At 70.6% G+C, this 20,721-nt stretch carries 18 protein-coding genes and 1 riboswitch; of the genes, 6 read left to right on the top strand and 12 right to left on the bottom strand.

The features are described from left to right. Positions 1–68: 68 nt before the first annotated feature. The 3 genes from FB600_RS16705 to FB600_RS16695 all read right to left on the bottom strand — a co-directional run bounded on the left by FB600_RS16705 (position 69) and on the right by FB600_RS16695 (position 3,804). Positions 69–740 carry an aspartyl/asparaginyl beta-hydroxylase domain-containing protein gene (locus tag FB600_RS16705; RefSeq protein ID WP_096751713.1) on the bottom strand — a complete coding sequence of 224 codons (672 nt, stop codon included), beginning with the start codon at positions 738–740 and terminating at the stop codon, positions 69–71. A 175-nt stretch (positions 741–915) separates the two neighbouring features. Then, positions 916–2,361 carry an MFS transporter gene (locus tag FB600_RS16700; RefSeq protein ID WP_186015623.1) on the bottom strand — a complete coding sequence of 482 codons (1,446 nt, stop codon included), beginning with the start codon at positions 2,359–2,361 and terminating at the stop codon, positions 916–918. 450 nt (positions 2,362–2,811) lie between these two features. Then, on the bottom strand, positions 2,812–3,804 hold the full coding sequence (locus tag FB600_RS16695; protein ID WP_145757099.1) for a sodium:calcium antiporter: 993 nt from the start codon (positions 3,802–3,804) through the stop codon (positions 2,812–2,814). Between the two features lie 67 nt (positions 3,805–3,871). After that, positions 3,872–4,052: riboswitch (yybP-ykoY riboswitch) on the bottom strand. A gap of 305 nt (positions 4,053–4,357) precedes the next feature. On the opposite strand from FB600_RS16695, the gene FB600_RS16690 reads away from it, so the two are divergent. Next, positions 4,358–5,335, top strand: coding sequence for a LysR family transcriptional regulator (locus tag FB600_RS16690; protein ID WP_145757098.1), 978 nt, complete (start codon positions 4,358–4,360; stop codon positions 5,333–5,335). A gap of 68 nt (positions 5,336–5,403) precedes the next feature. Here the strand turns inward: FB600_RS16690 and FB600_RS16685 are convergent, their stop codons facing one another. Both FB600_RS16685 and FB600_RS16680 read right to left on the bottom strand, forming a co-directional pair. Then, positions 5,404–6,177, bottom strand: coding sequence for an SDR family NAD(P)-dependent oxidoreductase (locus FB600_RS16685; protein WP_145757097.1), 774 nt, complete (start codon positions 6,175–6,177; stop codon positions 5,404–5,406). 11 nt (positions 6,178–6,188) lie between these two features. Beyond that, positions 6,189–6,476 (bottom strand): hypothetical protein, encoded by a 288-nt coding sequence (locus tag FB600_RS16680; protein ID WP_145757096.1) that lies wholly within the window; start codon positions 6,474–6,476, stop codon positions 6,189–6,191. Between the two features lie 34 nt (positions 6,477–6,510). On the opposite strand from FB600_RS16680, the gene FB600_RS16675 reads away from it, so the two are divergent. After that, a complete protein-coding gene (locus FB600_RS16675; protein ID WP_096751717.1) occupies positions 6,511–6,807 on the top strand; it encodes a DUF4148 domain-containing protein in 297 nt (98 codons plus the stop codon). Positions 6,808–6,965: 158 nt separating this feature from the next. Here the strand turns inward: FB600_RS16675 and FB600_RS16670 are convergent, their stop codons facing one another. After that, positions 6,966–7,823 carry an NmrA family NAD(P)-binding protein gene (locus tag FB600_RS16670; RefSeq protein WP_145757095.1) on the bottom strand — a complete coding sequence of 286 codons (858 nt, stop codon included), beginning with the start codon at positions 7,821–7,823 and terminating at the stop codon, positions 6,966–6,968. A gap of 247 nt (positions 7,824–8,070) precedes the next feature. Between FB600_RS16670 and FB600_RS16665 the strand changes: the two genes are divergently transcribed. Then, positions 8,071–9,354, top strand: a complete 1,284-nt coding sequence (locus FB600_RS16665) for an MASE1 domain-containing protein (RefSeq protein WP_098182145.1) — start codon at positions 8,071–8,073, stop codon at positions 9,352–9,354. Between the two features lie 11 nt (positions 9,355–9,365). Then, positions 9,366–10,244 carry an alpha/beta hydrolase gene (locus FB600_RS16660; RefSeq protein ID WP_145757094.1) on the top strand — a complete coding sequence of 293 codons (879 nt, stop codon included), beginning with the start codon at positions 9,366–9,368 and terminating at the stop codon, positions 10,242–10,244. A gap of 56 nt (positions 10,245–10,300) precedes the next feature. On the opposite strand, the gene maiA is transcribed toward FB600_RS16660, so the two are convergent. The 5 genes from maiA to FB600_RS38175 form a co-directional block, all read right to left on the bottom strand. After that, positions 10,301–10,972 carry a maleylacetoacetate isomerase gene (maiA, locus tag FB600_RS16655; protein WP_013691207.1) on the bottom strand — a complete coding sequence of 224 codons (672 nt, stop codon included), beginning with the start codon at positions 10,970–10,972 and terminating at the stop codon, positions 10,301–10,303. A gap of 4 nt (positions 10,973–10,976) precedes the next feature. Beyond that, the gene (fahA, locus tag FB600_RS16650; RefSeq protein ID WP_096751721.1) at positions 10,977–12,293 is read right to left on the bottom strand and encodes a fumarylacetoacetase; all 1,317 of its coding nucleotides are present in this window, start codon (positions 12,291–12,293) and stop codon (positions 10,977–10,979) included. Further along, entirely contained in the window at positions 12,290–13,627 is a 1,338-nt protein-coding gene (gene hmgA / locus FB600_RS16645; RefSeq protein ID WP_096751722.1) for a homogentisate 1,2-dioxygenase, read from the bottom strand. Before hmgA ends, fahA begins: the two co-directional genes overlap by 4 nt. Positions 13,628–13,912: 285 nt before the next feature. Continuing rightward, positions 13,913–14,683 carry a YkgJ family cysteine cluster protein gene (locus tag FB600_RS16640; RefSeq protein ID WP_046580575.1) on the bottom strand — a complete coding sequence of 257 codons (771 nt, stop codon included), beginning with the start codon at positions 14,681–14,683 and terminating at the stop codon, positions 13,913–13,915. A 285-nt stretch (positions 14,684–14,968) separates the two neighbouring features. Next, positions 14,969–15,532: a transposase gene (locus FB600_RS38175; RefSeq protein WP_145757093.1), complete on the bottom strand. Its 564-nt coding sequence runs from the start codon at positions 15,530–15,532 to the stop codon at positions 14,969–14,971. A gap of 567 nt (positions 15,533–16,099) precedes the next feature. Between FB600_RS38175 and FB600_RS16630 the strand changes: the two genes are divergently transcribed. Then, the gene (locus FB600_RS16630) at positions 16,100–18,457 is read left to right on the top strand and encodes an ATP-binding protein (RefSeq protein WP_046580573.1); all 2,358 of its coding nucleotides are present in this window, start codon (positions 16,100–16,102) and stop codon (positions 18,455–18,457) included. A 65-nt stretch (positions 18,458–18,522) separates the two neighbouring features. Next, positions 18,523–18,960 (top strand): response regulator, encoded by a 438-nt coding sequence (locus FB600_RS16625; protein WP_036034379.1) that lies wholly within the window; start codon positions 18,523–18,525, stop codon positions 18,958–18,960. Between the two features lie 73 nt (positions 18,961–19,033). Here FB600_RS16625 and FB600_RS16620 read toward each other — a convergent pair whose 3' ends face one another. After that, positions 19,034–20,719 carry a sensor histidine kinase gene (locus FB600_RS16620; protein ID WP_233630552.1) on the bottom strand — a complete coding sequence of 562 codons (1,686 nt, stop codon included), beginning with the start codon at positions 20,717–20,719 and terminating at the stop codon, positions 19,034–19,036. Positions 20,720–20,721 lie beyond the last annotated feature (2 nt).

Below are 20,721 nucleotides of genomic sequence, written 5' to 3'. Positions count from 1 at the left end.
CCCGCCCCGGCGATGACGAAACGGCCGCCCTCGGGCGGCCGTTTCGTCATCGCCGGGCACCGCGTGCCTCAGGGCGCCATCTGCTTGTCACGCTCGAACTCCATGTAGAGGATGGTGCGGATGCTCGGCGAGGCGTTCAGCGCGAAGTGATCGAGCGAGCCGTCGAACACGATCGCATTGCCGATGCGGTTCTGGTTGAAGTGGCCGGCCACGTTCAGGTAGGCGTAGTCGCGCTCGGTGGCCGCGTCGATCGTGATATGCAGTTGCAGCATGTCCTGGTCGTGCAGCTCGGGATGCCGATGGGTGTTGAGGAACACGTTCGGGCCCATGCGCTGCAGCGCGCAGATCTTGATGCCCTCGATGCGCTTGAGCAGGGCCAGGGTCTTCGGCATCCTGGCCTCGGCGAACGAGATCGGCTCGTCGTAGGCGACCAGGCCATACGCGGTCCAGTCCGGGTTGGGCGCCTCGCCCTCGCCCCAGCCCATCAGCCAGCCATACTCGCCGCCGCCGTTGACGTGCTCGAGCGTCTCGGCATACACCTCGACGTGCGACTTGCCCACGCGATCGATGTCGAGCGTCGGGGCGTTCAGCTCGAGGAACTCGTCGCGGATGATCTCCCATTGCGCGGCCAGCTCGTTCAGGCGCGGGAACTGCTCGAGCGGGTAGAAGGCGGGACGCGGCGTCGATTCGGGAACGTGCTGGCAGAAGCTCGCGGACTGGTCTTGAAGAATGGTTTCCATCGGCTGGACAGGTATCGGCGCCGCGCGCTGCGCGGCTGGGGACGGATACGACGACGGGCCGGCGCATCGGGCGCGGCCCCGCGTCTGCGGAAGTGACACGGCAGAGCCATTGAAGCACCGCCGGCGCCGCGCGTCTGTCGCGTCTTCCACGGACATCGGCGCGCGCGGCGCGAGGCTAGCCCTCGGCCCTCGCCGCGCTCTCGATCGCGATCGCCGGCACGCCGTCGGGCACCAGCGAGTCGAGCCGGCGCATGCGCGCCGAGGCCAGCGTGACGAGGCACCAGAGGGCACCGGCCACGCCGCTGATCACGAACAGCAGGGCCACGCCGCGCCCCTTGCCGACGCCCAGCCAGTCGCCCACCGCGGTACCCGCCAGCGAGCCGCCGGCGGACAGGGCCGGATCCAGCACGTGATCGACCAGCAGGCCGCCGCCCAGCAGGGTCAGGGAGGCGGCCGCGAGCAGGAACATCGCCACCAGGGAGAACACGCTGCCGTGATAGCGCGGGGGCACCTTGCTCATCCACATCGCCTTCACGCAGCCCTCGGCGACCGAGCCCGAGGCCAGCGCGGTGAACGCGAACACGCAGTAGCCGAGCGTCGAGTGGGCCGCGCCGATGCCGAACACGCTGGAGGCCATCAGCGCGTCGAAGCAGAGCACCGTCAGCATCATGCGGCGCGGCGTGCCGATCACCACGATCAGCAGGCCGCCGGCCAGGCCGCCGAGCGCGCCGCAGGTATAGATCCAGCCGAGCTGCTGCTGCGTGTGGCCGGCCAGCACCAGCGGCGTGATCATCGCGGTGGCCAGCGCGAACAGCGAGCTGCGCATCATCGCGTAGGCGAGCAGCCAGGACATCAGGCGGTCGCCGCGGAAGAACGCCAGGCCGGCGCGCAGGTTGCGGAACACGTCGGCGGCCACCGAGACGCCGGCCTCGGCGGCCTCGAGCGCGGCCTCGGCGCCGCTCGCGTCGGCGGCCGGGCCGCCCGCGTGCGCCGCCGCATGCGCCGTTGCCTCGGCGGCCGGCCCCCGCGCCGTGCGCCGCAGCGAGCGCAACACCAGCAGCGCGCCGAGCACGAAGGCCGCGAACGACACCACGATCACCCCGTCGAGGCCGACCGCGCCCATCAGCAGGCCGGCCGCGAGCGGCGCGAACATGGTCGCCAGGCTCGCGCCGAGGCCGGTCAGGCCGGAGGCGCGCACGTAGCCGTCGGGCGGCACGATCGCCGCGACCACCGCCTGGTAGGCGGGCTGGCGCACCGCCGCGATGATCGAGGCGATGCAGTTGAACAGGTACAGGTGGACCAGTTGCAGCCGGTCGCTCCAGAGCAGCCAGCCGAGCAGGGCCAGGATCAGCGAGAGCAGCACGTCCGAGCCGACGATCAGGTACTTGCGGTCGAGGCGGTCGGCCAGCGCGCCGGCCAGCGGCAGGATCAGCACCGGCGGCCAGGTCACCGCCAGCACCGCGCCGGCGAAGTCGGCCACCGAACCGCTATGCGAATAGATCCAGATGCCCAGCGCGAACTCGACCAGCGAGCCGCTGCACATCGACAGCGATTCGCCGGCCAGCAGCAGGTAGAAGCGCTGCCCGAGATGGAGCCGCAGGCCGCTCAGGAAGCCGCTCATCGGCGGTTCCCCGCACGCGGCGCGGCGCGGCCGGACGAATTCCGGAGGAGGATCTGGCGGCTCATGGGGATCGCGTTCGCTGTCAGGAGTGTCGCGCGGCGACGGGCCGGCGGCGGCCGGTGCGCATGCCGGATGCGGCCGGGCAGGCAGCGCCGGGGGCGTGCGCCGTGCCGAAGCCGGCCGACGCCAGGACGATTGGAGCATGGGGCACGGCGCCCGTCTGTCCCGGAAATGCGGGGACGAGAGGGGCCGCGCGAAGCGGCATCGGCGGCTCGGCGACGCGCTCCGGGTCGAGCGAGCGACGGAAAGACGGGAACGGCGGAAACGGTGGGAAACGGAAAACCGGGCAAGCGCGGCGGCGAGCGCCGCCGCCGCGAGCCGGCGAGCCGGCGTGGCGGGGCCATGCCTCGCGCTCCCCCTCGGTGCGCGAGCCCGGCCCCGCAGCGCGGCTCAGATCACCAGGAGCAGCCCGGCGAATACCGCGTAGAACCCGCCGACGCAGGTCAGCAGGCGGCTGCTGACACGGCGCGCGCGGAACACGAACTGCAGGAACACGATCGCGATGGCCGTCATCACCGCCGCGAGGATCGACGGCGAGGCGAGATGCCAGGGCGTGAAGAACAACCCGAACGCGGTCGGGATGGTGGCCTGGATCATCATCGCGCCGCTGATGTTGGCCAGCGCCAGGCGCTCCTTGCCCTGCCGCACCCAGATCACCGCGTTCATGATCTCGGGCAGCTCGGTGGCGATCGGGCTGAACAGCAGCGCCGTGAGCTGCGGGCTCAGGCCGAGCCAGGGGCCGACCGCCTCGATCTGGCCGACGAACAGGTGCGAGGCGGCGAAGATCACCACCAGCGCGCCCACCGTCTGCAGGACCACCCAGCCCATCGCCGGATTGTCGGAGCGCGGACGCAGCATCAAGGGCTCGAGATCGCCGTGTTCGCTGCCGTCGCCGTCGGCCGTCAGCTCGCGCCAGCAATACAGCGTGTAGGCCGCCAGGAAGGCGATGCCGAGCAGCGGCTTGTACTGGAACACCACCAGGCCGAGGCCGATCTTGGCCACGAAGATGGCCAGGAACCAGAGCTGGTCACGGCGCAGTTGCGCGGTGTTGGCATCCACCTCGCGCGCGCGGCCGAGCTTCCTGGCCACCGCCAGCAGCGCGAAGCCGACCACCGCGTAGGCCACCGTGCTCAGCGCCAGCGGGCCGCCGATCGCGGCCCCCACGCCGATTTCCTTGTGCGCCGGGGTGGTGCCGAAGGCCACCGCGACCAGGGTGACCACGCTCTCGGGCAGGGCCGTGCCGAACGCGGCGAGGATCGTGCCGGTGGCGGTCTGTGTCAGGTTCAGCTTCTGGCCGAGCCATTCCACGCCGTTGACGAAGGTTTCGCAGGAAAAATAGATGATGCCGGCCGCGGCGATCAGGAGAACGAAGGTGAGGATCATCGCGGCAACTCCGCGATGGCGAGACGGGTACGGCAGGAGGGATTGAGGGACACTTTTATTATCTCCACGGGCCGGGCGACGCAACCATGACGCAACCCTCCCGCCCGGCCAGGGTGGAGGGAAACGTCATAAGTCTCGTCAGGCCGTGGACAACAACGGCTGCCGACGCCATGGCCATGCTGGCCAAATATGTTGACGTCGGCGCTTCGCCGGGGAGGCGAAGCAGACTACTCCCCTAAGACAGGCGCTATTCTAGCCGAACATTGTGACAACACCAATTTTCGGGCCGTCGTGGCGCGCCGCCGCCGGAGCCCGCGCGCATGATGCCGGCGCCGCGCGGCCCGTGCCATGCCCCGGGCGTCATCGCCGTGATGACGGATCCGCATGGGTCGCCGCGCGCCAGCCGTGGCGCGGCTCGCCCGGCCGAAGCCGCCTTTCGCGCGCCCGACGCGCCTCGCGGACACGCGCATCGCCGTGCTATCGTCGCCGGCAGCCGATCGCGGCAGGTCGCGCAGGATCGGCAAGTCCCCCATCAACGAGCACGGAAGCCTGAATGCCGGGATTCGACGAACGCGTACTGAACGGCATGAGCATCTTCGTGGCCGTGGTGGAAGCCGGCAGCTTCGCCGCCGCGGCCGAGCGGCTCGACATGTCGCAACCGGGCGTGAGCCGCGCCATCGCGCGGCTCGAAACGCGCCTCGAGATCCGCCTGTTCGATCGCAGCACGCGCGCCGTGTCGCTGACCGACGAGGGCCGGCGCTTCCACCGGCAGATCACGCCGCTGCTCTCCGGGCTGGAGGAAGCGGCCGCCACCGCCTCGGGCAGCGCCACCGTGGTGCGCGGCCGGCTGCGCGTGAACATCGATCCGTTCTTCTCGCGGCTGATGCTCGGGCCGCGCCTCGAGGCCTTCCTCAATCAGCATCCCGAACTGCGGCTCGAGCTGGTCACGCGCGACCAGCTCGGCGACCTGGTGGCGGACGGCTTCGATCTCGCGGTGCGCTTCGGCGTGCCGCGCGAATCGGCGATGCGCGCGCGCAAGCTGCTCGACACGCGCATCCTCACGGTCGCCTCGCCCGACTACCTGGCGCGCCACGGCCGCCCGCTCAAGCCGCAGGAGCTCGGCGACGGCAGGCACGTCTGCATCGACTTCCGCGATCCCGAGAGCGGCCGGCCGTTTCCCTGGGAATTCCATCGCAAGCGCGAACGCATCGTGGTCGAAACGCAGGCCCGGCTGGTGGTCAACGATGTCGGCACCATGCTGAGCGCCTGCGCGGCCGGCTACGGCGTGGCCCAGGTGATGGCGCTCGGCTCCGAGGCGCTGCTGGCCGAGGGCCGGCTGGTGGAGCTGTTTCCCGATTGGCCCGACGAGCGCTTCCCGCTCCACGCGCTGTACCTGAGCGCCAATCACCCGCCCGCGAAGACGCGCGCCTTCCTCGATTTCGTGGTGTCGCTGACCGACGCGGGCACGGGCGGCGCCGCGCCGCTCGTGCCGCCCGTCAGATCTTTGCGCAAGCCGCGTGCGAGGGCTTGAGGCGCGGGCCCGGAATCCGCGCGCGGCACCACCACCGGGCGCGATGACGGCAACGCCGCCGCCCCGGCTCATTCCACCGGCAAGGCCACCCCCGACAGGCGTTCGCATTCGGCCAGCAGGCGCTCCTGCAAGGCCGCCTCGCGCGTGGCCGGATCGGGCTGGCGCGGCTTCATGTGGAAGAAATACCGGGCGCTGACCCGCGCGCCCTCGTCCTCGCCCACCGCGAGCCAGGCCTGGGTGCGATGCGCCTGGTCGAGATCGTCGGGCGCGCCGGGCCCGCCCATGCGGGTGGGCACCCAGCCCGGCTCCAGCGCGTTCGACAGCACGCCGGGCCAGCGCCGCGCCACCGCGAAGGCCAGCAGCACGTCGTAGAGCTTGCTTTCCGAATAGGCATCGGCACCGTTCCAGCGCCGCCGCGTCCAGGCCAGGTCGTCGAGCGCCGCCGCGGTGCCGCGATGCATGCCCGAGCTCAGATAAACGAGGCGCCGCGGACGATGCATCAAGGCGGTCAGCACGTAGGGCGCCAGCACGTTGATCGCGAACACGTGCGGCAGGCCGTCCGCGGTCTCGATGCGTCGCTCGCGATAACCGACGCCGACGTTGTGGATCACCGCATCGAACTGTCCCAGCCGGTTCGCCTGCTCCGCCACCTCGCGCATCGCGTCGAGCGTCGAGAGGTCGCCGCTGACGATCGCCTCGGCGCCCGGCAGGCGGCGACGCGCCTGGTCGGCACGTTCGGCGTTGCGCGCATGCAGCACCACGCGATGGCCGTCCTGCGCCAGCAGTTGCCCGGCCATCAGCCCGAGCCCGTCGGTCGATCCGGTGATGAAGATCCTTGCCATGTGCCCACCGCTTAATTGAATGTCAGGAAATGCCGGAGCCGGCGCGTTGTCGTGTCGTGTCGTGTCGTGCCGGTGCCCGCGCCGAAGCCCGGCTTGAATTCACCGGTGAGCGGCGCGGCGGCCATGTCGAACCGCATGTGATGCCGATTGTGGCGAGGCCGCCCGCGCCGAGCAATCCCGCGCGCGGCATCGCATCGATGCGGGGCTCGCATTGATGCCGTCGCCGCATCGATGCGATGAGACGGCGTGCCTGTTTCCACCGGGCCGGCCTGGAGACAATCCTTCCTGTCGAGCGACAAGCTTTCTTGTCCTGACCATCATGGGAGTCTCATCATGCCATCTCGTTGGTCCATCCTGCTGCTCGCGGCCAGCCTCGCCGCGCCGCTCGCCGCGCAGGCGCACTCCGCCGTCACGCGCGCCCAGCTGCGCGAGGAACTGGTCCGGCTCGAAAGCATCGGCTACCGGCCCGCGCGCAACGACGTCCACTACCCGGATTCGATCCAGGCCGCCGAGGCGAAGCTGAACGCGGGCCAGGCCGCCGCCGGCATCGGCACGCAGCCCGCGGCGCGCGGCGAAGCCGGCAGCGCGCGGGCGCCGGTGACCGGCGAACCGCTCTACGCGCATCATTGATGCATGCGTGCCGTTCGCGCCGGAAGCTCGCGGGGCCGATCGCAGGATCGGCCCTGTTTCATTAAGCCGGCATCATTACGCCGGCACAAAGGGCAAGGCCCTCGCCGCTTGCGCGGCGAGGGCCTCGTCGACACACCCGGCCTCGGGCGGCGTGCCGCTCAGCGCGCCACCAGCCCCTTCAACACGGTTTCCAGCGTGGTCGAGGCCACGCGATGCTCGCTGCCCTCGCGCTCGAAATCGATCCAGCCTTCGTTGAAGCCGTCGATCATGCGGATGCGCGGCATCGGATACTGCATGCCCTGCGAGCGGAACAGCGCCTCCCAGGTATCGCGCGGCACCGGCGCCATCGTCACCGGATGGCCGAGCGCCGCCGCGAAGGCCGCGCCGATGTCGTTCGCGCTGTAGCGGCGCGGGCCCTCCAGCTCGACCACGCGCGTGCCGGTCCAGTCCTCGCGCAGCATGGCCGCGGCGGTGCGGCCGATGTCCACCGTGGCGACCATCGGGATCGGATGATCGAGCGGCTGCAGGAAGGACGGGACCGTGCCGGTCCGCGCGGCCTCGACGTCCCAGGCCGCGTTCTCCATGAACCAGGCGGCGCGCAGCAGGCCGACCGGCACGTCGAGCGTGCGCAGCATGGTCTCGGTCATCCGCGAGTTGTTCAGCAGGTTGGGCTCGGCCACCTGCGCGCCGACCGTCGACAGGAACACCACGCGGCCCGGCCGCGCCGTCTCGATCGCATGGCGGATCGATTCGCAGTTCTCCACCGTCTCGGGAAAGCCCGGCGCCGGGTCGTAGTTCGGCGGCGTCATGAAGAACACGCCCGCGGTGCCGGCGAAGGCCCGGGCCAGCGCCTGGGCGTCGCCGATCTCGGCCACCGCCACCTCGCAGCCGAGCGCGGCCCAGGGCGCGCCGCGGGCCGCGTCGCGCACCACCGCGCGCACCGGCAGGCCCGCGGCCAGCAGCGTTCGCGCGACTTCTCCCCCGACCTTGCCGGTAATACCTGTCACTGCATACATCGTGCTGTCCTCCGGATCACTGAATATTGGGTTCGCCACCGCGATCGAGCCGGCTCGCCCGGGTGGCGCGGCGCGAGCTCGATGCGACTGCTCGCAGCGTAAGCCGCGCGGGCGCGGCGACGAATGGCCGGAAGGTCAGGACATCGATGACGTTTCGTCATGAGTCGCCACGCCACGCGCGTTCGGGACGCGTACAATCGCGGGCTGAACAGACAGGCCGGCCACGCCCGGCCGCAAGGAGTGCTCGATGGCGACGACACGCGCAAGACCCGAATTCGCGTCCGCCTGGTGGTGGGTGGCGCTGTATGTGCTGAGCGGCTACCTGTCGTATCGGCTCGGGGCCGTCGACGACTCGATCGACTACATCTGGCTGCCGACCGGCGTGACGGTCGGCGCCTTCATGCTGCGCCCGGTGCGCGACTGGCCCCTGCTCGGCGGCCTGTTCCTGCTGGCGCAATGGCTGCTGGGCGGCTTCGAGCTGGGCCGCTGGCTCGACGCCCTGCTGTATGCCGTCGACGACGTCGGCGCGGCCGCCCTGGCCGTGTGGCTGATCCAGCGCACCGGTTTCGCGCTCGAGGGCCTGTATTTCCTGCGCTCGGTGATCTTCGCGGGGCTGCTGGCCGGGGTGGTCGCGGCGCTCGGCGACGCGGCCTGGCTGAGCCTGCGCGGCGGCCACGCCACGCTGGGCGCGGTGGCGATCGGCGCGGCCTCGAGCTTCGTCGGGGTGCTGCTGGTCACGCCGGTGCTGGCTTCGTGGTCGCGCTTTCGCGCCCATCGCTCGGGCGACCACGAACGCTTCGATCTCTGGCTCGGCATCGCCTGCTTCGTGCTGATGGTGGTGAGCGCGGCGCTGGTCTTCAGCGAATCGGCGGCGCGCATCGAGGACATCGGCATCCTGTTCTCGCTGACCTACATCCCGCTGTTCCTGACCGTGGTCGTGACCATCCTGCTGGGCGGGCGCAGCGGCTCGGTGTCGATGCTGGTCCTGGCGCTGATCGCGATCGGCCTGACCGCGCAGGACGACGGGCCGTTCGCCTGGCTCGACGACCATCACGGCCGCTCGCTGCTGGAAGTGCAGTTCTATCTGGCGATCGCCTCGCTGCTGGTGCTCACCGTCAGCACGCTGAAGACCAACCGCGAGCGCGTGCACGAACAGGCCGCGCGCCAGCAGAACAACGTGGCGCTGGCGCTGGCCGGCGCCGGCCAGCTCGCCTACGTGCTCGACCCGCAATCGGGGCAGCTCGAATGGACCGGCGAGCTCGGCCGCGTATTCGGCGCGGGCATCGCCGCCCGGCAGGTGGCGAGCCTGCCGCTGCTGCTCGAGCGCCTGCATCCCGACGATCGCGCGGCCCTGCGAGAGAGCTGGTCCGCCGAGCAGGCGCAGGACACGCGCGCGCCCTTGCGGCTGCGCGTGATCCAGCCCGACGGCGGCACGCTGGCGATCGTCGATCACGGCAGCGCGCTGCGCGATGCCAGCGCCGAGGTGGCGGTGTTCGCCGGCGTCTGGCTGCTCGGGGATCGCTCGAACTAGGCGCGGCCATCATGAACGATCGCACCGGCGTTCTGCTGATCCACGGGCTGGGCGGCACGCGTCACGATCTCGGCTCGATGCACAAGGCGATCCGGCGCGCCGGCGGCGACGCGCACATGATCACCCTGCCCGGCCACGGCACGCGCCCCGAGAATCTCGCCGAGGTGCGCGCGGAGGCCTGGCTCGACGCGGTGGTCGAGCAGTATCGGCAGCTCGAGGGGGAATACGACACGCTGCACGTGGCCGGCATGTGCATGGGCGCGCTGGTCGCCCTGCTGCTCTGCCATCGCGTCGGGCACGCGCGCGGGCGGCTCGCGCTGCTGGCCGCGCCGGTGTTCATCGACGGCTGGTCGACGCCCTGGTATCGCCCGCTGCGCCACCTGATCTATCGCCTGCCGCAACTGGCCCGGCGCATGCGCGTGGAGGAAGGCGAACCGTTCGGCATCAAGAACCCGCTGGTGCGCGCGATCGTGAAGAAGAAATTCGAGCGCCAGGACAATTTCCACTATCCCTGGGTGCCGCTGTCCTGCGTCGGGCAGGTCGATCGCATGCGCGCCTGGGTGCAGGCGGCCGCGCCCGAGACGCGCTGCCCGACCCTGGTGGTGCACGCGCGCGAGGACGAGCTGACCAGCCTGCGCTCGCAGGCCTTCCTGCAGGACACGCTGCCCGATGCGCGCAGCGTGGTGCTGGAGGACAGCTACCACATGATCTGCGCCGACAACGATCGCGACGAGGTGGCCCGGCAGTTGCTGGCCTTCTTCGGCTTCGATCCGGTACATGCGGTGAGCCCGGCCATGGCGCGCCGCATGGGCCGCGGCAGCCGGGATGACGCCCCAGGCAACGCGGGCAATTCAGCCGATCCAGCCGATTCGGGTGACGAGGCGGGCTGACGCGCGCCGGGCCGCGTCGGCCGCGTCCCTCGACAACGGCCCGTCACCGCCCCGTTCTACCTCGACGGCGGCGGTTCCGCATCGGGCTGCCGCGAAGGCTCCGCGCGCGCGAAGGCCGGCAGCGCGGCGGCACGCTCGTCAAGCCCGACCAGGGTCGGGTAGTCGTCGAGCGCGATCGCGAAACGCCTGGCATTCCAGACCTGCGGCACCAGGCACAGATCCGCCAGGCCAGGCGTGTCGCCGCACACGAAGCGCCCCACGCGCGGCTCGGCCGCCAGGCGCCGTTCGAGCGTGGCGAAGCCATTGCCGATCCAGTGGGCGTACCAGGCGCTCTTCTGCTCGTCGCTCACGCCGAGCGTCGATTTCAAATAGCCGAGCACGCGCAGGTTGTTGAGCGGATGGATCTCGCAGGCGATCTGCTGCGCCACCGAGCGCACATAGGCACGATCGGCCGCCGCGGCCGGCAACAACGGCGGCTCGGGATAACACTCGTCGAGATACTCGACGATCGCCAGCGACTGCAGCAGCGGCGGCGCGTCGCCATCCACCAGCGCCGGCACCAGCCCGTCGGGATGGATCCGGCGATAGGCCTCGCCCAGTTGCTCGCCGCCGCCGCGCAGCAGGTGCACAGGCAGTTGCGTGTAGTCGAGCCCCTTCAGGTTCAGCGCGATCCGCACGCGATACGAGGCCGAGCTGCGGAAATAACCATGAAGCGCGAGCGCGGACATGGCCTCACTCCCCGCCGAAGTCGTGCGCGGCCGCCGGCAGGATGGTGCCCGTGCAGGTGCCGAAACCCACGCGATAACCGTCGCCCTGGCAATGCCCGGCGAGCGTCAGCGTATCGCCGTCCTCGATGAAGGCGCGCGTGCCGCCGCCCGCCAGCGCGATCGGCGCCTTGCCGCCCCAGCTCAGCTCCAGCAGGCTGCCGTAGCCGTGCTGGTCGGGCGCGCTGATGGTGCCCGAGCCCATCAGGTCGCCTACCCGCGTATTGCAGCCCGACACGGTGTGATGCGCGAGCTGCTGCGCCATGCTCCAGTACATGTGCCGGAAATTGCTGCGCGAGATCACGCTCGGCTCGGCCGCGCCCTCGGGCTGCAGCCGCACCTCGAGCCGGATGTCGAAGCCATGCTCGCCGGCATGCCGCAGGTAGGGCAGCGGCGGCGGCTCCTGCCTCGGCTGCGCGACGCGAAACGGCGCCAACGCATCGAGCGTGACGATCCATGGCGAGATGGTGGTGGCGAAGCCCTTGGAATTGAACGGCCCGAGCGGCACGTATTCCCATTGCTGGATGTCGCGCGCGCTCCAGTCGTTGAGCAGCACCATGCCGAAGATGTGCTCCTCGGCCGTCTCGCAGGGAATCGGCTCGCCGAGCGCGTTGCCGCGGCCGACGATGAAGCCGGTCTCGAGCTCGATGTCGAGCCGGCGGCTGGCGCCGAACACGGGCCGCTCCTGGTCGGGCAGCTTCAACTGGCCGAGCGGGCGGCGCACCGGCGTGCCGCTGACCACCACCGACGACGCCCGGCCGTTGTAGCCGATCGGCATCTCGGACCAGTTCGGCAGCAGCGCATGCTTCGGATCGCGAAACATCGAGCCGACGTTGGTCGCGTGCTCCTTCGAGGAATAGAAATCGGTGTAGCCGGGAATCTCGACCGGCAGGTGCAGCGTCGCGCCGGCTTGCGGCACCAGCACGCGCTCGCGCAGCGCCGCGTCGTCGCGCAAGCGCGCGTTGCCCTGCGCGAACAGCGCGCTCAACTGCACGCGCACCGCGCGCCAGGCGTCCCGGCCCAGCGCGATGAAGCCGTTCAGGGTGCTCGCCTCGAACACCGCGCGCGCATCGGCGCCCGGCACCGCGAGCAGGCCCGCCTCGGCCAGCGCGGCGAGGTCGACGATCGCGTCGCCGAGCGCCACGCCGGCGCGCGGCGCTCGCGCGTCGCTGAAGATGCCGAACGGCAGGTTCTGGATCGGGAAATCGCAATCGGCCTGATTGGCCGAATCGAGCCAGCTGCGCAGCGAGGCGGCCAGCGTGGCGTCGAGGTCGGTGACGGTCATCGTTGCTCCGGGTTGAAGTGCCTGGCGAGGTCCTGCCAGCAGCGGTAGTAGTCGGCCTGCAGTTGCGAGGTCTCCAGCGCGAAGCGCGTCGGCCGGATCAGGGTGCGCGTCTCGAACATGAAGGCCATGGTGTCGCCGACCTTGTGCGGGCGCGAGGTATCGGCCGCCGAGGCCTTCTCGAAGGTGCCCGCGTCGGGCCCGTGCCCGGACATGCAGTTGTGCAGGCTCGCGCCGCCCGGCACGAAGCCCTCGGCCTTGGCGTCGTAGGCGCCATGGATCAGGCCCATGAATTCGCTGGCCACGTTGCGGTGGAACCAGGGCGGCCGGAAGGTCGACTCGGCCGCCAGCCAGCGCGGCGGGAAGATCACGAAGTCGAGCGTGTCGACGCCCGGCGTGTCGCTGGGCGCCTGCAGCACCAGGAAGATCGAGGGATCGGGATGGTCGTAGCTGATCGAGCCGATGGTGTTGAAGCGGCGCAGGTCGTAGCGATACGGCGCGTAGTTGCCGTGCCAGGCCACCACGTCGAGCGGCGAGTGGCCGATCGCGGCGCGCCAGAGCCGGCCGTTGAGCTTGGCGACCAGCTCGAAATCGCCCTCGCGATCCTCGTAGGCCGCGTGCGGCGTCTCGAAGTCGCGCGGGTTGGCCAGGCCGTTCGAGCCGATCGGGCCGAGGTCGGGCAGTTGCAGCGCCTGGCCGAAGTTCTCGCAGACGTAACCGCGTGCCTCGCCATCGGGCAGCGCCACCGTGAAGCGCACGCCGCGCGGGATCACCGCGATCTGCTGCGGCTCGACGTCGAGGCGGCCCAGTTCGGTGGCGATGAACAGGCGCCCCTGCTGCGGCACGATCAGCAGCTCGCCGTCGGCGCTGTAGAAGAAGCGCTCGCGCATCGAGCGATTGGCCGCGTAGAGATGGATCGCGCAGCCGTTCATCGCGGCGGCCGAGCCGTTGCCGGCCATGGTCACCCAGCCGTCGACGAAATCGGTCGGCTCGGTCGGGATCGGCAGCGGGTCCCAGCGCAACTGGTTCGGCGGCGTGGGCGGCACCTCGGCCGACTCGGCCCCGAACTCGGCCACCAGCGCGAGCGGGCGCGGCAGCGGCTCGAACGGCCGGTGCACGGCGGCCGGGCGGATCCGGTACAGCCAGGAGCGGCGGTTGTGCGCGCGCGGCGCGGTGAAGGCGGTGCCGCTCAGTTGCTCGGCGTACAGGCCGTAAGGCGCGCGCTGCGGCGAGTTCTGCGCGGCGGGCAAGGCGCCCGGCAGCGCCTCGCTCGCGAAGTGATTCGCGAAGCCGGGCTGGTAGCCGGTCTCGCCCGGTCGGCTCAGGTCGAAGGTCATGGATGCGCTCCAGTCGGTCCGGGCAGGTTTCGTCGCCCGGTCTATCTCGGAAATTTTTTACGCATTGTATAACTCGTTTCTCATACGTGAAATTGCGTTTACCCTAAGGCGCGGCGGCGCGCGAACGAGCACCGGCCTGCCGGGGCGGCAAACCGGCGAAACCAGGGGAAGGGGAAGGAACAAACGGCGGGCGGCGCGGCAGGAACCGGCACGAGCGCGGCGACGCCGGCCCGGGCGGCGCCCGGCCGGCTCGCGTCACGCGGAAGGCTTGGAAAGAACGGCCGTTCAGGCCGCCTCGAACATCCCCAGGTATTGATACCCGCTCGTGCCGGCGCGATCGAGTTCGCTGATCGCGCCAACCTGCCCCAGCACCTCGACGGTCGGCTGGCGATTCGACACCAGCGTCCAGGAGCCGGCAGGCGGGGCCGCCGCCTCGGGCCCGGACGGCAGCGCCCGCAGCACCTCGAGCAAGCGCGCCGGCTCCGGCGCGACGATCAGGAAACCCTCGTTCGACACCGAGGCATGCGCGATGCCGAGCGCCGCGCAGATCGCCTGCTTGGCCGGCACCGCCTGCTCGTGCGCGACGCGGCTGCGCTCGGCGGCCTCGCGCGTGACGGCATCGACGATCACGCCGCCCGCGATCAGCGGCGTGGCTGCCTGCCATGCCTCGGGCGGGCAACCCTTGTTGGCGGGGGCGAGCGGGATGAAGGGATTGATCTCGGCCGGGTAGACGCGGCACACCATCGGCCGGATCTCGTAGGCGCCGCAGCGCATGTCCTCGAGCAGGTTCGGGCAGGGGCCGCTGAACGAGGCCGCCAGCGTCACGTCGACGCGAATCGGCAGCGAGCCGCTGTCGGCGGCGAAGCTGCGGCGCCGCTTGTAGTCGGCGAAGGCGTTGCCGGGCTCGGGTTCGGTCGGCCAGGGCACGGCCTCGCAGAGCACGTCGACGCGGCCGCCGCGCTCGAGCCAGCCCAGCGCCTCGGCGGGCGTGACGGGCAGGCGCAGATCGTGGCAGCAGTTGCCGCACGACGTGCATTGGAACGCAATATCGCTCACTGGGGGAACCTCGATCGTCTTGGCGGCGGCGCTCCGGGCAGGGAGCGCGCGGTCGCTGGAAAGCCCCCGCTCGGCCGGATGCGGAACGATTCCGCTGCCGGCAGGCGGGCGACGAACTATAGCGAGTTTCGGCGTCTCGCGCGCGGGCTCTTGCCGGGCGGGACGGCGGTGGCGCCCGGCGGGCCGCCGGGGCGATCGAAAGGCAGTCGGGGGGACAGTCGGGAGACAGGCGCGGCGAACCGGCCGCCGCGCCCCGGGGTGGAGACGAGGCGCGGCGAGGGCCGCTCAGCTCACTTCGCTGACATCGTGCCGGGACAAGGACAGGGCCAAGGCCTGCGCCGGCTGCGAGGCGTGCTGCGCATGCGTGACGTGCGCCAGGTGCTGCACCGGCTGGACCAGCGACAGCGGCGAGGGCAAGGGCGACGGCAGCGGGCCCAGCGCCTGCGGCGCGCGTGGCGCCGGCGCGTCGAGCATGATCTGCGCGGCCGGCGTCTCGGCGCGGTTCGAGCGGCTCGACGGCGATTCGATGAACACGCGCGACCAGTCGATCCGCTCGGCCATGTGCAGCTGCTTCATCAGCACCGCGTGAATCTGCTCCCAGGCGCCCGCCTGCTGCCAGTCGCGCAGGCGGCGCCAGCAGCTCATGCCCGAGCCATAGCCGAGCTCCTGCGGCAGCTGCCCCCAGGGGATGCCCGATTCGAGCACGAACAGGATCCCCGCCATCACGGAACGGTCGTCCAGCGGCTTGCGGCCCGGATAGCGCGTGCGGCGCGGCTTGGCCGGCGGCAGCAGGGGCTGGATCATGGACCACAGCGTGTCGTCGAGCATCGGTGTCGTATCGGCAGTCATCTCAACCTCGTCTTCATAGGACGGCGCGGCGGGACTGACCGGCGTCGTCGTTTTATTAGCCCTGGATCGGTGTCGGACAGCCGCCTGGATTCACAATCGACTCGACCGAATACCGCTTTCACGGGACCTATTAAAACGATCCGTCATGCCGTTGTCTGTCCTGTAATTCCGGTCCAGACGGAAGATCGCCGCGCCGCGACCAGCGGCACATGAAGTTGCGCCGCAGCAATCCGGTCCCGCGCCGAACGCCTGACGGCCATGTCGGGCTTGCCGATGACGCGCTCCGGGAACGCATTTTGCGACGCAGCATGAGCGATGCTCGGGCCGCCTCCTCCTCGACGCGCCGACTTGCCCGCTGTCCCCCTTCCTCGCGCCTTGCCGCCCTTCCGAGCGCGCCGGCCGGTACCCGCGGCGGCTTCCCGACGGCCCAGGCCTCGATCCCGCGCCGCCCGCCGCCCTGCCCTGGCGCCCCGCCGCGCGGCTTCGCGAGGCGAACCGACGCCCGCCGCCCATGCCGGCGCCCCGCGCCGCTGTGCGAAAATGCCCGCACCCCAGCCTGGAGTGCTCATGGCAGCCCCGATCCCCACCGTTTCAGACACGAACGGCGCCGATTGCGCGCGAGAACCCATCCATATCCCCGGCGGCATCCAGCCGCACGGATTCCTGCTGTCGATCGACGCCGAAGGCACGGTCCTGCAGGCCAGCGAAAACGCCGTCGAGCTGGTCGGCGGCGCGCCCGAGGCGCTGCCCGGCCTGCCGCTGGCGCGCTTCGTCGGCGAGAGCTGGGCCGCCACCATCGTCGCCGCGCTGCGCGAGCACGACACCAACGGCCTGCCGCTCTACCTGGGCTCGATGGACGATCCGCGCCGCGACGCGCCGCGCAAGTCGCCGTTCGCGATCGTGGTGCACCGCCACGACGACATCTCGATCGTCGAATTCGAGCCGGCACGCGGCACCATCGACGTGTTCTCGTCGATGTACCCGCTGGTGCGCACCTTCATCAACCGCCTGCAGGAAGTGCAGACCACCGCCGACCTGGCCGAGCTGGCCGCCGACGAGGTGCACCGGATCACCGGCTTCGGCCGCACCCTGGTCTACAACTTCGACGACGACGGCAACGGCCACGTGATCGCCGAGCGCATCGATCCCGGCTACGCCTCCTACGCGGACCAGCACTTCCCGGCTTCCGACATTCCCGCCCAGGCCCGCGCGCTCTACATGCGCAACCGGATCCGCCTGATCGCCGACGCCAACTACCGGCCGGTGCGGCTGGTGCCGCCGCGCCATCCCGCCACCCAGCGCCCCACCGACCTGACCTACGCCTCGCTGCGCAGCATCTCGCCGGTGCACGTGCAGTACATGAAGAACATGGGCACGCTGGCCTCGATGTCGATGTCGATCATGGTGAGGGGCAAGCTCTGGGGGCTGATCTCCTGCCACCACGACGCCGCGCGCGTGCCGCCCTTCGAGGTGCGCACCGCCTGCGAGCACATCGCCCAGGTGCTGTCGCTGCAGATCGAGGCCAAGGAGGATCACGCCGACGCGGAGCAGCGCCTGCACCTGCGCCAACTGCTGGCACGGCTGCTGGCCTCGATGGCCGACACCGAGAGCTTCGTCGACGCGCTGGCGGCCGATCCGGTCGACCTGCTGCGCCTGACCCACGCCTCGGGCGTGGCGATCGTGTTCGAGGGCCGCGTGGTGCTGGCCGGCGTCACGCCGCCCGAGGCGCAGGTGGGCCAGTTGGTGAAGTGGCTCGACACGCAGATCGAGGAGGTGTTCTGGACCGACAACCTGGCGCGCGACGTGCCGGTGCTGGAGGCCAGTCCCGATTACTCGGGCGCGCTGGCGGTATCGATCTCGCGGCTGTTCCGCAACTACATCGTCTGGTTCCGGCCCGAGATGGTGAAGACCATCAAGTGGGCCGGCGACCCGCGCGAGAAGCTGGCGCCGCTGGCGGACTCGCTCTCGCCGCGCAAGAGCTTCGAGGTCTGGACCGATATCGTGCGCGGCTACTCGCCGCCGTGGCGGCCGGCCGAACGCGAGATCGCGCTGGAGTTCCGCACCGCCTTGCTCGGCATCGTGCTGCGCCGCGCCGAGGAGCTGGCCGAGCTGGCGCTCGAGCTGGGCCGCGCCAACCAGGAGCTGGAGGGCTTCTCCTACACGGTCTCGCACGACCTGCGCGCGCCGCTGCGCCATATCGTCGGCTTCGCCGACCTGCTGCGCGAGATGGAGATGCCTAACCTGTCTGAGCGCGGCCGCCACTTCGTCGAGCGCATCGTCAATTCCGCACGCCTGGGCGGCAAGCTGGTGGACGACCTGCTGGCCTTCTCGCGCATGGGCCGCTCGGCGCTGCGCCCGCAGAAGATCGAGCTGAACGCGATGGTCCAGGCACTGATCGCCGACGAGAGCAAGGAACTCGGCGAGCGCCGCATCGAATGGCAGGTCGGCGAACTCGGCGCGGTGATGGCCGACCCGGTCCTGATCCACCTGGTACTGCGTAACTTGGTAGAGAACGCTGTAAAATTCTCCGCCTCCCGGCCCGTGGCGCACATCGAGATCGGACGCCGCGACGGCGAGCGCGAGCTGGCCGGCCAGGACGTGTTCTTCGTGCGCGACGACGGCGTGGGCTTCGACATGCGCTACGTCGACAAATTGTTCGGCGTGTTCCAGCGGCTCCATCACGTCGAGGAATTCGACGGCACAGGCATCGGTCTTGCTTCAGTGAAACGGATCGTCGAGCGGCACGGCGGAAAAGTCTGGGCCGAAGGCGAGCTCGACCGCGGCGCGACGATCTGGTTTACGCTGCCGCGCGTGTTCGCCGGGGCGGCGGTGGAACTCGAGGAAAGCTCGAACAGCGCGGCGGCCCGGCTGGAGGCGCTGGCGCCGGGGCGCGGTTCGCGCTCGGTGCCCAAGCAGGCCAAATGAGCCGCCGCATTCATGCGGCACCCGTCGACGACGAAAGAACCGGCAATTCAAGCAATGGAGCGAGTGTGTTAAGACCGATCCTTCTGGTGGAAGACAATCCTGACGACATCGAACTGACCTTGATCGCGCTCGAGAAGACGCGACTGGCGAATCCGGTGGTGTCGGTGCGGGACGGCGAGGAGGCACTCGACTTCCTGCGCCGCCAAGGCAAGTGGGCGGAGCGCGTGGACCAGAATCCGGCGGTGATCCTGCTTGACAAGAAGCTGCCGAAGATCGACGGCCACGAGGTGCTCAAGAGCGTGCGCGCCGACGAGAGCCTGCGCCATATCCCGGTGGTGATGCTGACCTCCTCGCGCGAGGAGAAGGACCTGCTGCGCAGCTACGACCTGGGCGTCAACGCCTATGTCGTGAAGCCGGTCGCGTTCGACGATTTCATGGCCGCGATCAACGATCTCGGCATGTTCTGGGCGGTGCTGAACGAACCGCCGCCCTACCAGCGCTGAGCACGGGGTACCGAGCCATGGCGGACACGCCGCCGGCGCCCCGCCCCCCCGCCCTCTTGCCCTTGCCCCGCCCTCAGCGATAGACGGGCAGGCGCACCCGGAAGGTCGCGCCGCGGCCCGGGCCCTCGCTCTCCGCGACGATCTCGCCGCCCTGCCGCTCCAACAGGTTCCTCGCCAGCCACAGCCCCAGGCCGAGCCCCGCCACGCGTCCCTCGCCGTCGGCGGCCGATTGCTGGAAGCGCTCGAACACGCGCTCCAGCATGCTCGGATCGATGCCGCGCCCGGTATCGCTCACCACCAGCTCGACCTGCTCGCCGGCCGTCTCGATCGATACCTCGATGCTGCCCTGCGGCGTGAACTTCACCGCGTTCGACAACAGGTTCCAGACGATCTGCTTGATGCGGTGCTCGTCGGCCATCACCGGCGCCGGGCGCAGGCGCTCGGCGATCAGCGCCAGGCCCTTGGCCTCGGCGATCACCCGCATGTCCTCGATCACGATGCCGGCCAGCGCGCCCAGGTCGACCGGCCGGGGCAGCACCGAGAGCTTGCCGGTGACGATCGCGCCGCTGTCGAGCAGGTCGTCCACCATGTGCGCGAGCTGGCGCCCGTTGCGGTTGATCACCTCGCCGGCGCGCGTGACCAGCGCCGGCTCGGGCGAGCGGCGCATCAGCTCGCACCAGCTCAGGATCGCGTTGAGCGGCGAGCGCAGCTCGTGGCTGACGGTGGCGATGAAGTGATCCATCGCGGTGGCCAGGCGCTCGCTTTCCTCGCGCGCGCGCTTCTCGGCGGCGGCGGTCGCCTGTGTCTCGAGCTCGGACTGCTTGCGCGCGGTGATGTCGAGCGTGAAGCCGAGCACGCTGCTGAGCGCGCCGCTGGCGTGGTAGCGGCCCACCCCGCGCACCAGGATCCAGCGTGCCGTGCCGTCCTGCCAGCCGACCCGGAAATCGACCTCGAACTGGCCGCGCGCGTCCAGCGCCTGCTCCATCGCCTCGCGCAGCCGCGCGCGATCGCCGGGATGGACGATCTCGCCGAACCAAAGCTCGCGCGTGAGCGCCTCGTCGACCGCCAGGCCGAGATTGGTGCGGCACTGGTCGGTGCAGTCGATGCGGCCGCTGTGCGGATCGAGCTGCCAGGCGCCGACCTGCGAGAAGGCCATCGCGATCTCGAACTGCTCCTGCTGCTCGCGCAACTGGGCGCGCGCCTCGTCGGCCACCACCTGGCGCAATTGCGCCTGCGAACGCAGCTTGGCGCGCTCGCGCTGGTCGCGTTCGTATTCGGCCACGTGGTCGGTGGCCTCGCTGACCAGGATCGCGATCGCGCCGGCCAGCGTCGGGTCGGCCGAATCGAGCGGGGTGGTCTTGATGCGCCAGTAGCGCGGCATCGGCGCGAGCGCGCCGTCGTCGTGCGCCACCGGCATCTCGTAGCGGAACACCGGCGACCAGGCCGACTCGCGGCGCAGCGGCCCGCGCAGCGCCTCGTCCAGCCATTCGCGGCGCGCGGCGCGCTGGGCCTGGGCACCGAACTGGTTGATGTCCTGCACGCGGATGCCGAGCACCGCCTCGAGCGGCACGTCGAGCAGCTCCAGGTAGCGGCGGTTGGCCAGCAGCACCTCGTGCCGCGCGTTGACGATCAGGTAGGCGTCGGGCAGGCAGTCGAAGACAGCGGCCGCCGCGCGCGTCGCCTCGGAGACGGCATCGCTCGCGCGCACGACGGGCGAGCCTGCACGCGACGCGGAGGGGTCGAGGTGGAACTCGTCCATGT

This window comes from Burkholderia sp. SJZ089 (assembly GCF_007828315.1).
Classification (GTDB): domain Bacteria; phylum Pseudomonadota; class Gammaproteobacteria; order Burkholderiales; family Burkholderiaceae; genus Burkholderia; species Burkholderia gladioli.
This window is presented reverse-complemented; position numbering and strand designations above follow the sequence as displayed.

Excerpts from the sequence above, each read along its gene's own strand:
- fahA (WP_096751721.1), bottom strand. The coding sequence starts at position 12,293 with ATGACCGTCACCGACCTCGACGCCACGCTGGCCGCCTCGCTGCGCAGC.
- FB600_RS16675 (WP_096751717.1), top strand. The coding sequence starts at position 6,511 with ATGCCATCTCGTTGGTCCATCCTGCTGCTCGCGGCCAGCCTCGCCGCG.
- FB600_RS16705 (WP_096751713.1), bottom strand. The coding sequence starts at position 740 with ATGGAAACCATTCTTCAAGACCAGTCCGCGAGCTTCTGCCAGCACGTT.
- FB600_RS16620 (WP_233630552.1), bottom strand. The coding sequence starts at position 20,719 with ATGGACGAGTTCCACCTCGACCCCTCCGCGTCGCGTGCAGGCTCGCCC.
- FB600_RS16630 (WP_046580573.1), top strand. The coding sequence starts at position 16,100 with ATGGCAGCCCCGATCCCCACCGTTTCAGACACGAACGGCGCCGATTGC.
- FB600_RS16685 (WP_145757097.1), bottom strand. The coding sequence starts at position 6,177 with ATGGCAAGGATCTTCATCACCGGATCGACCGACGGGCTCGGGCTGATG.
- FB600_RS16690 (WP_145757098.1), top strand. The coding sequence starts at position 4,358 with ATGCCGGGATTCGACGAACGCGTACTGAACGGCATGAGCATCTTCGTG.
- FB600_RS16700 (WP_186015623.1), bottom strand. The coding sequence starts at position 2,361 with ATGAGCGGCTTCCTGAGCGGCCTGCGGCTCCATCTCGGGCAGCGCTTC.
- FB600_RS38175 (WP_145757093.1), bottom strand. The coding sequence starts at position 15,532 with ATGACTGCCGATACGACACCGATGCTCGACGACACGCTGTGGTCCATG.
- FB600_RS16670 (WP_145757095.1), bottom strand. The coding sequence starts at position 7,823 with ATGTATGCAGTGACAGGTATTACCGGCAAGGTCGGGGGAGAAGTCGCG.
- maiA (WP_013691207.1), bottom strand. The coding sequence starts at position 10,972 with ATGTCCGCGCTCGCGCTTCATGGTTATTTCCGCAGCTCGGCCTCGTAT.
- FB600_RS16665 (WP_098182145.1), top strand. The coding sequence starts at position 8,071 with ATGGCGACGACACGCGCAAGACCCGAATTCGCGTCCGCCTGGTGGTGG.
- FB600_RS16660 (WP_145757094.1), top strand. The coding sequence starts at position 9,366 with ATGAACGATCGCACCGGCGTTCTGCTGATCCACGGGCTGGGCGGCACG.
- FB600_RS16695 (WP_145757099.1), bottom strand. The coding sequence starts at position 3,804 with ATGATCCTCACCTTCGTTCTCCTGATCGCCGCGGCCGGCATCATCTAT.
- hmgA (WP_096751722.1), bottom strand. The coding sequence starts at position 13,627 with ATGACCTTCGACCTGAGCCGACCGGGCGAGACCGGCTACCAGCCCGGC.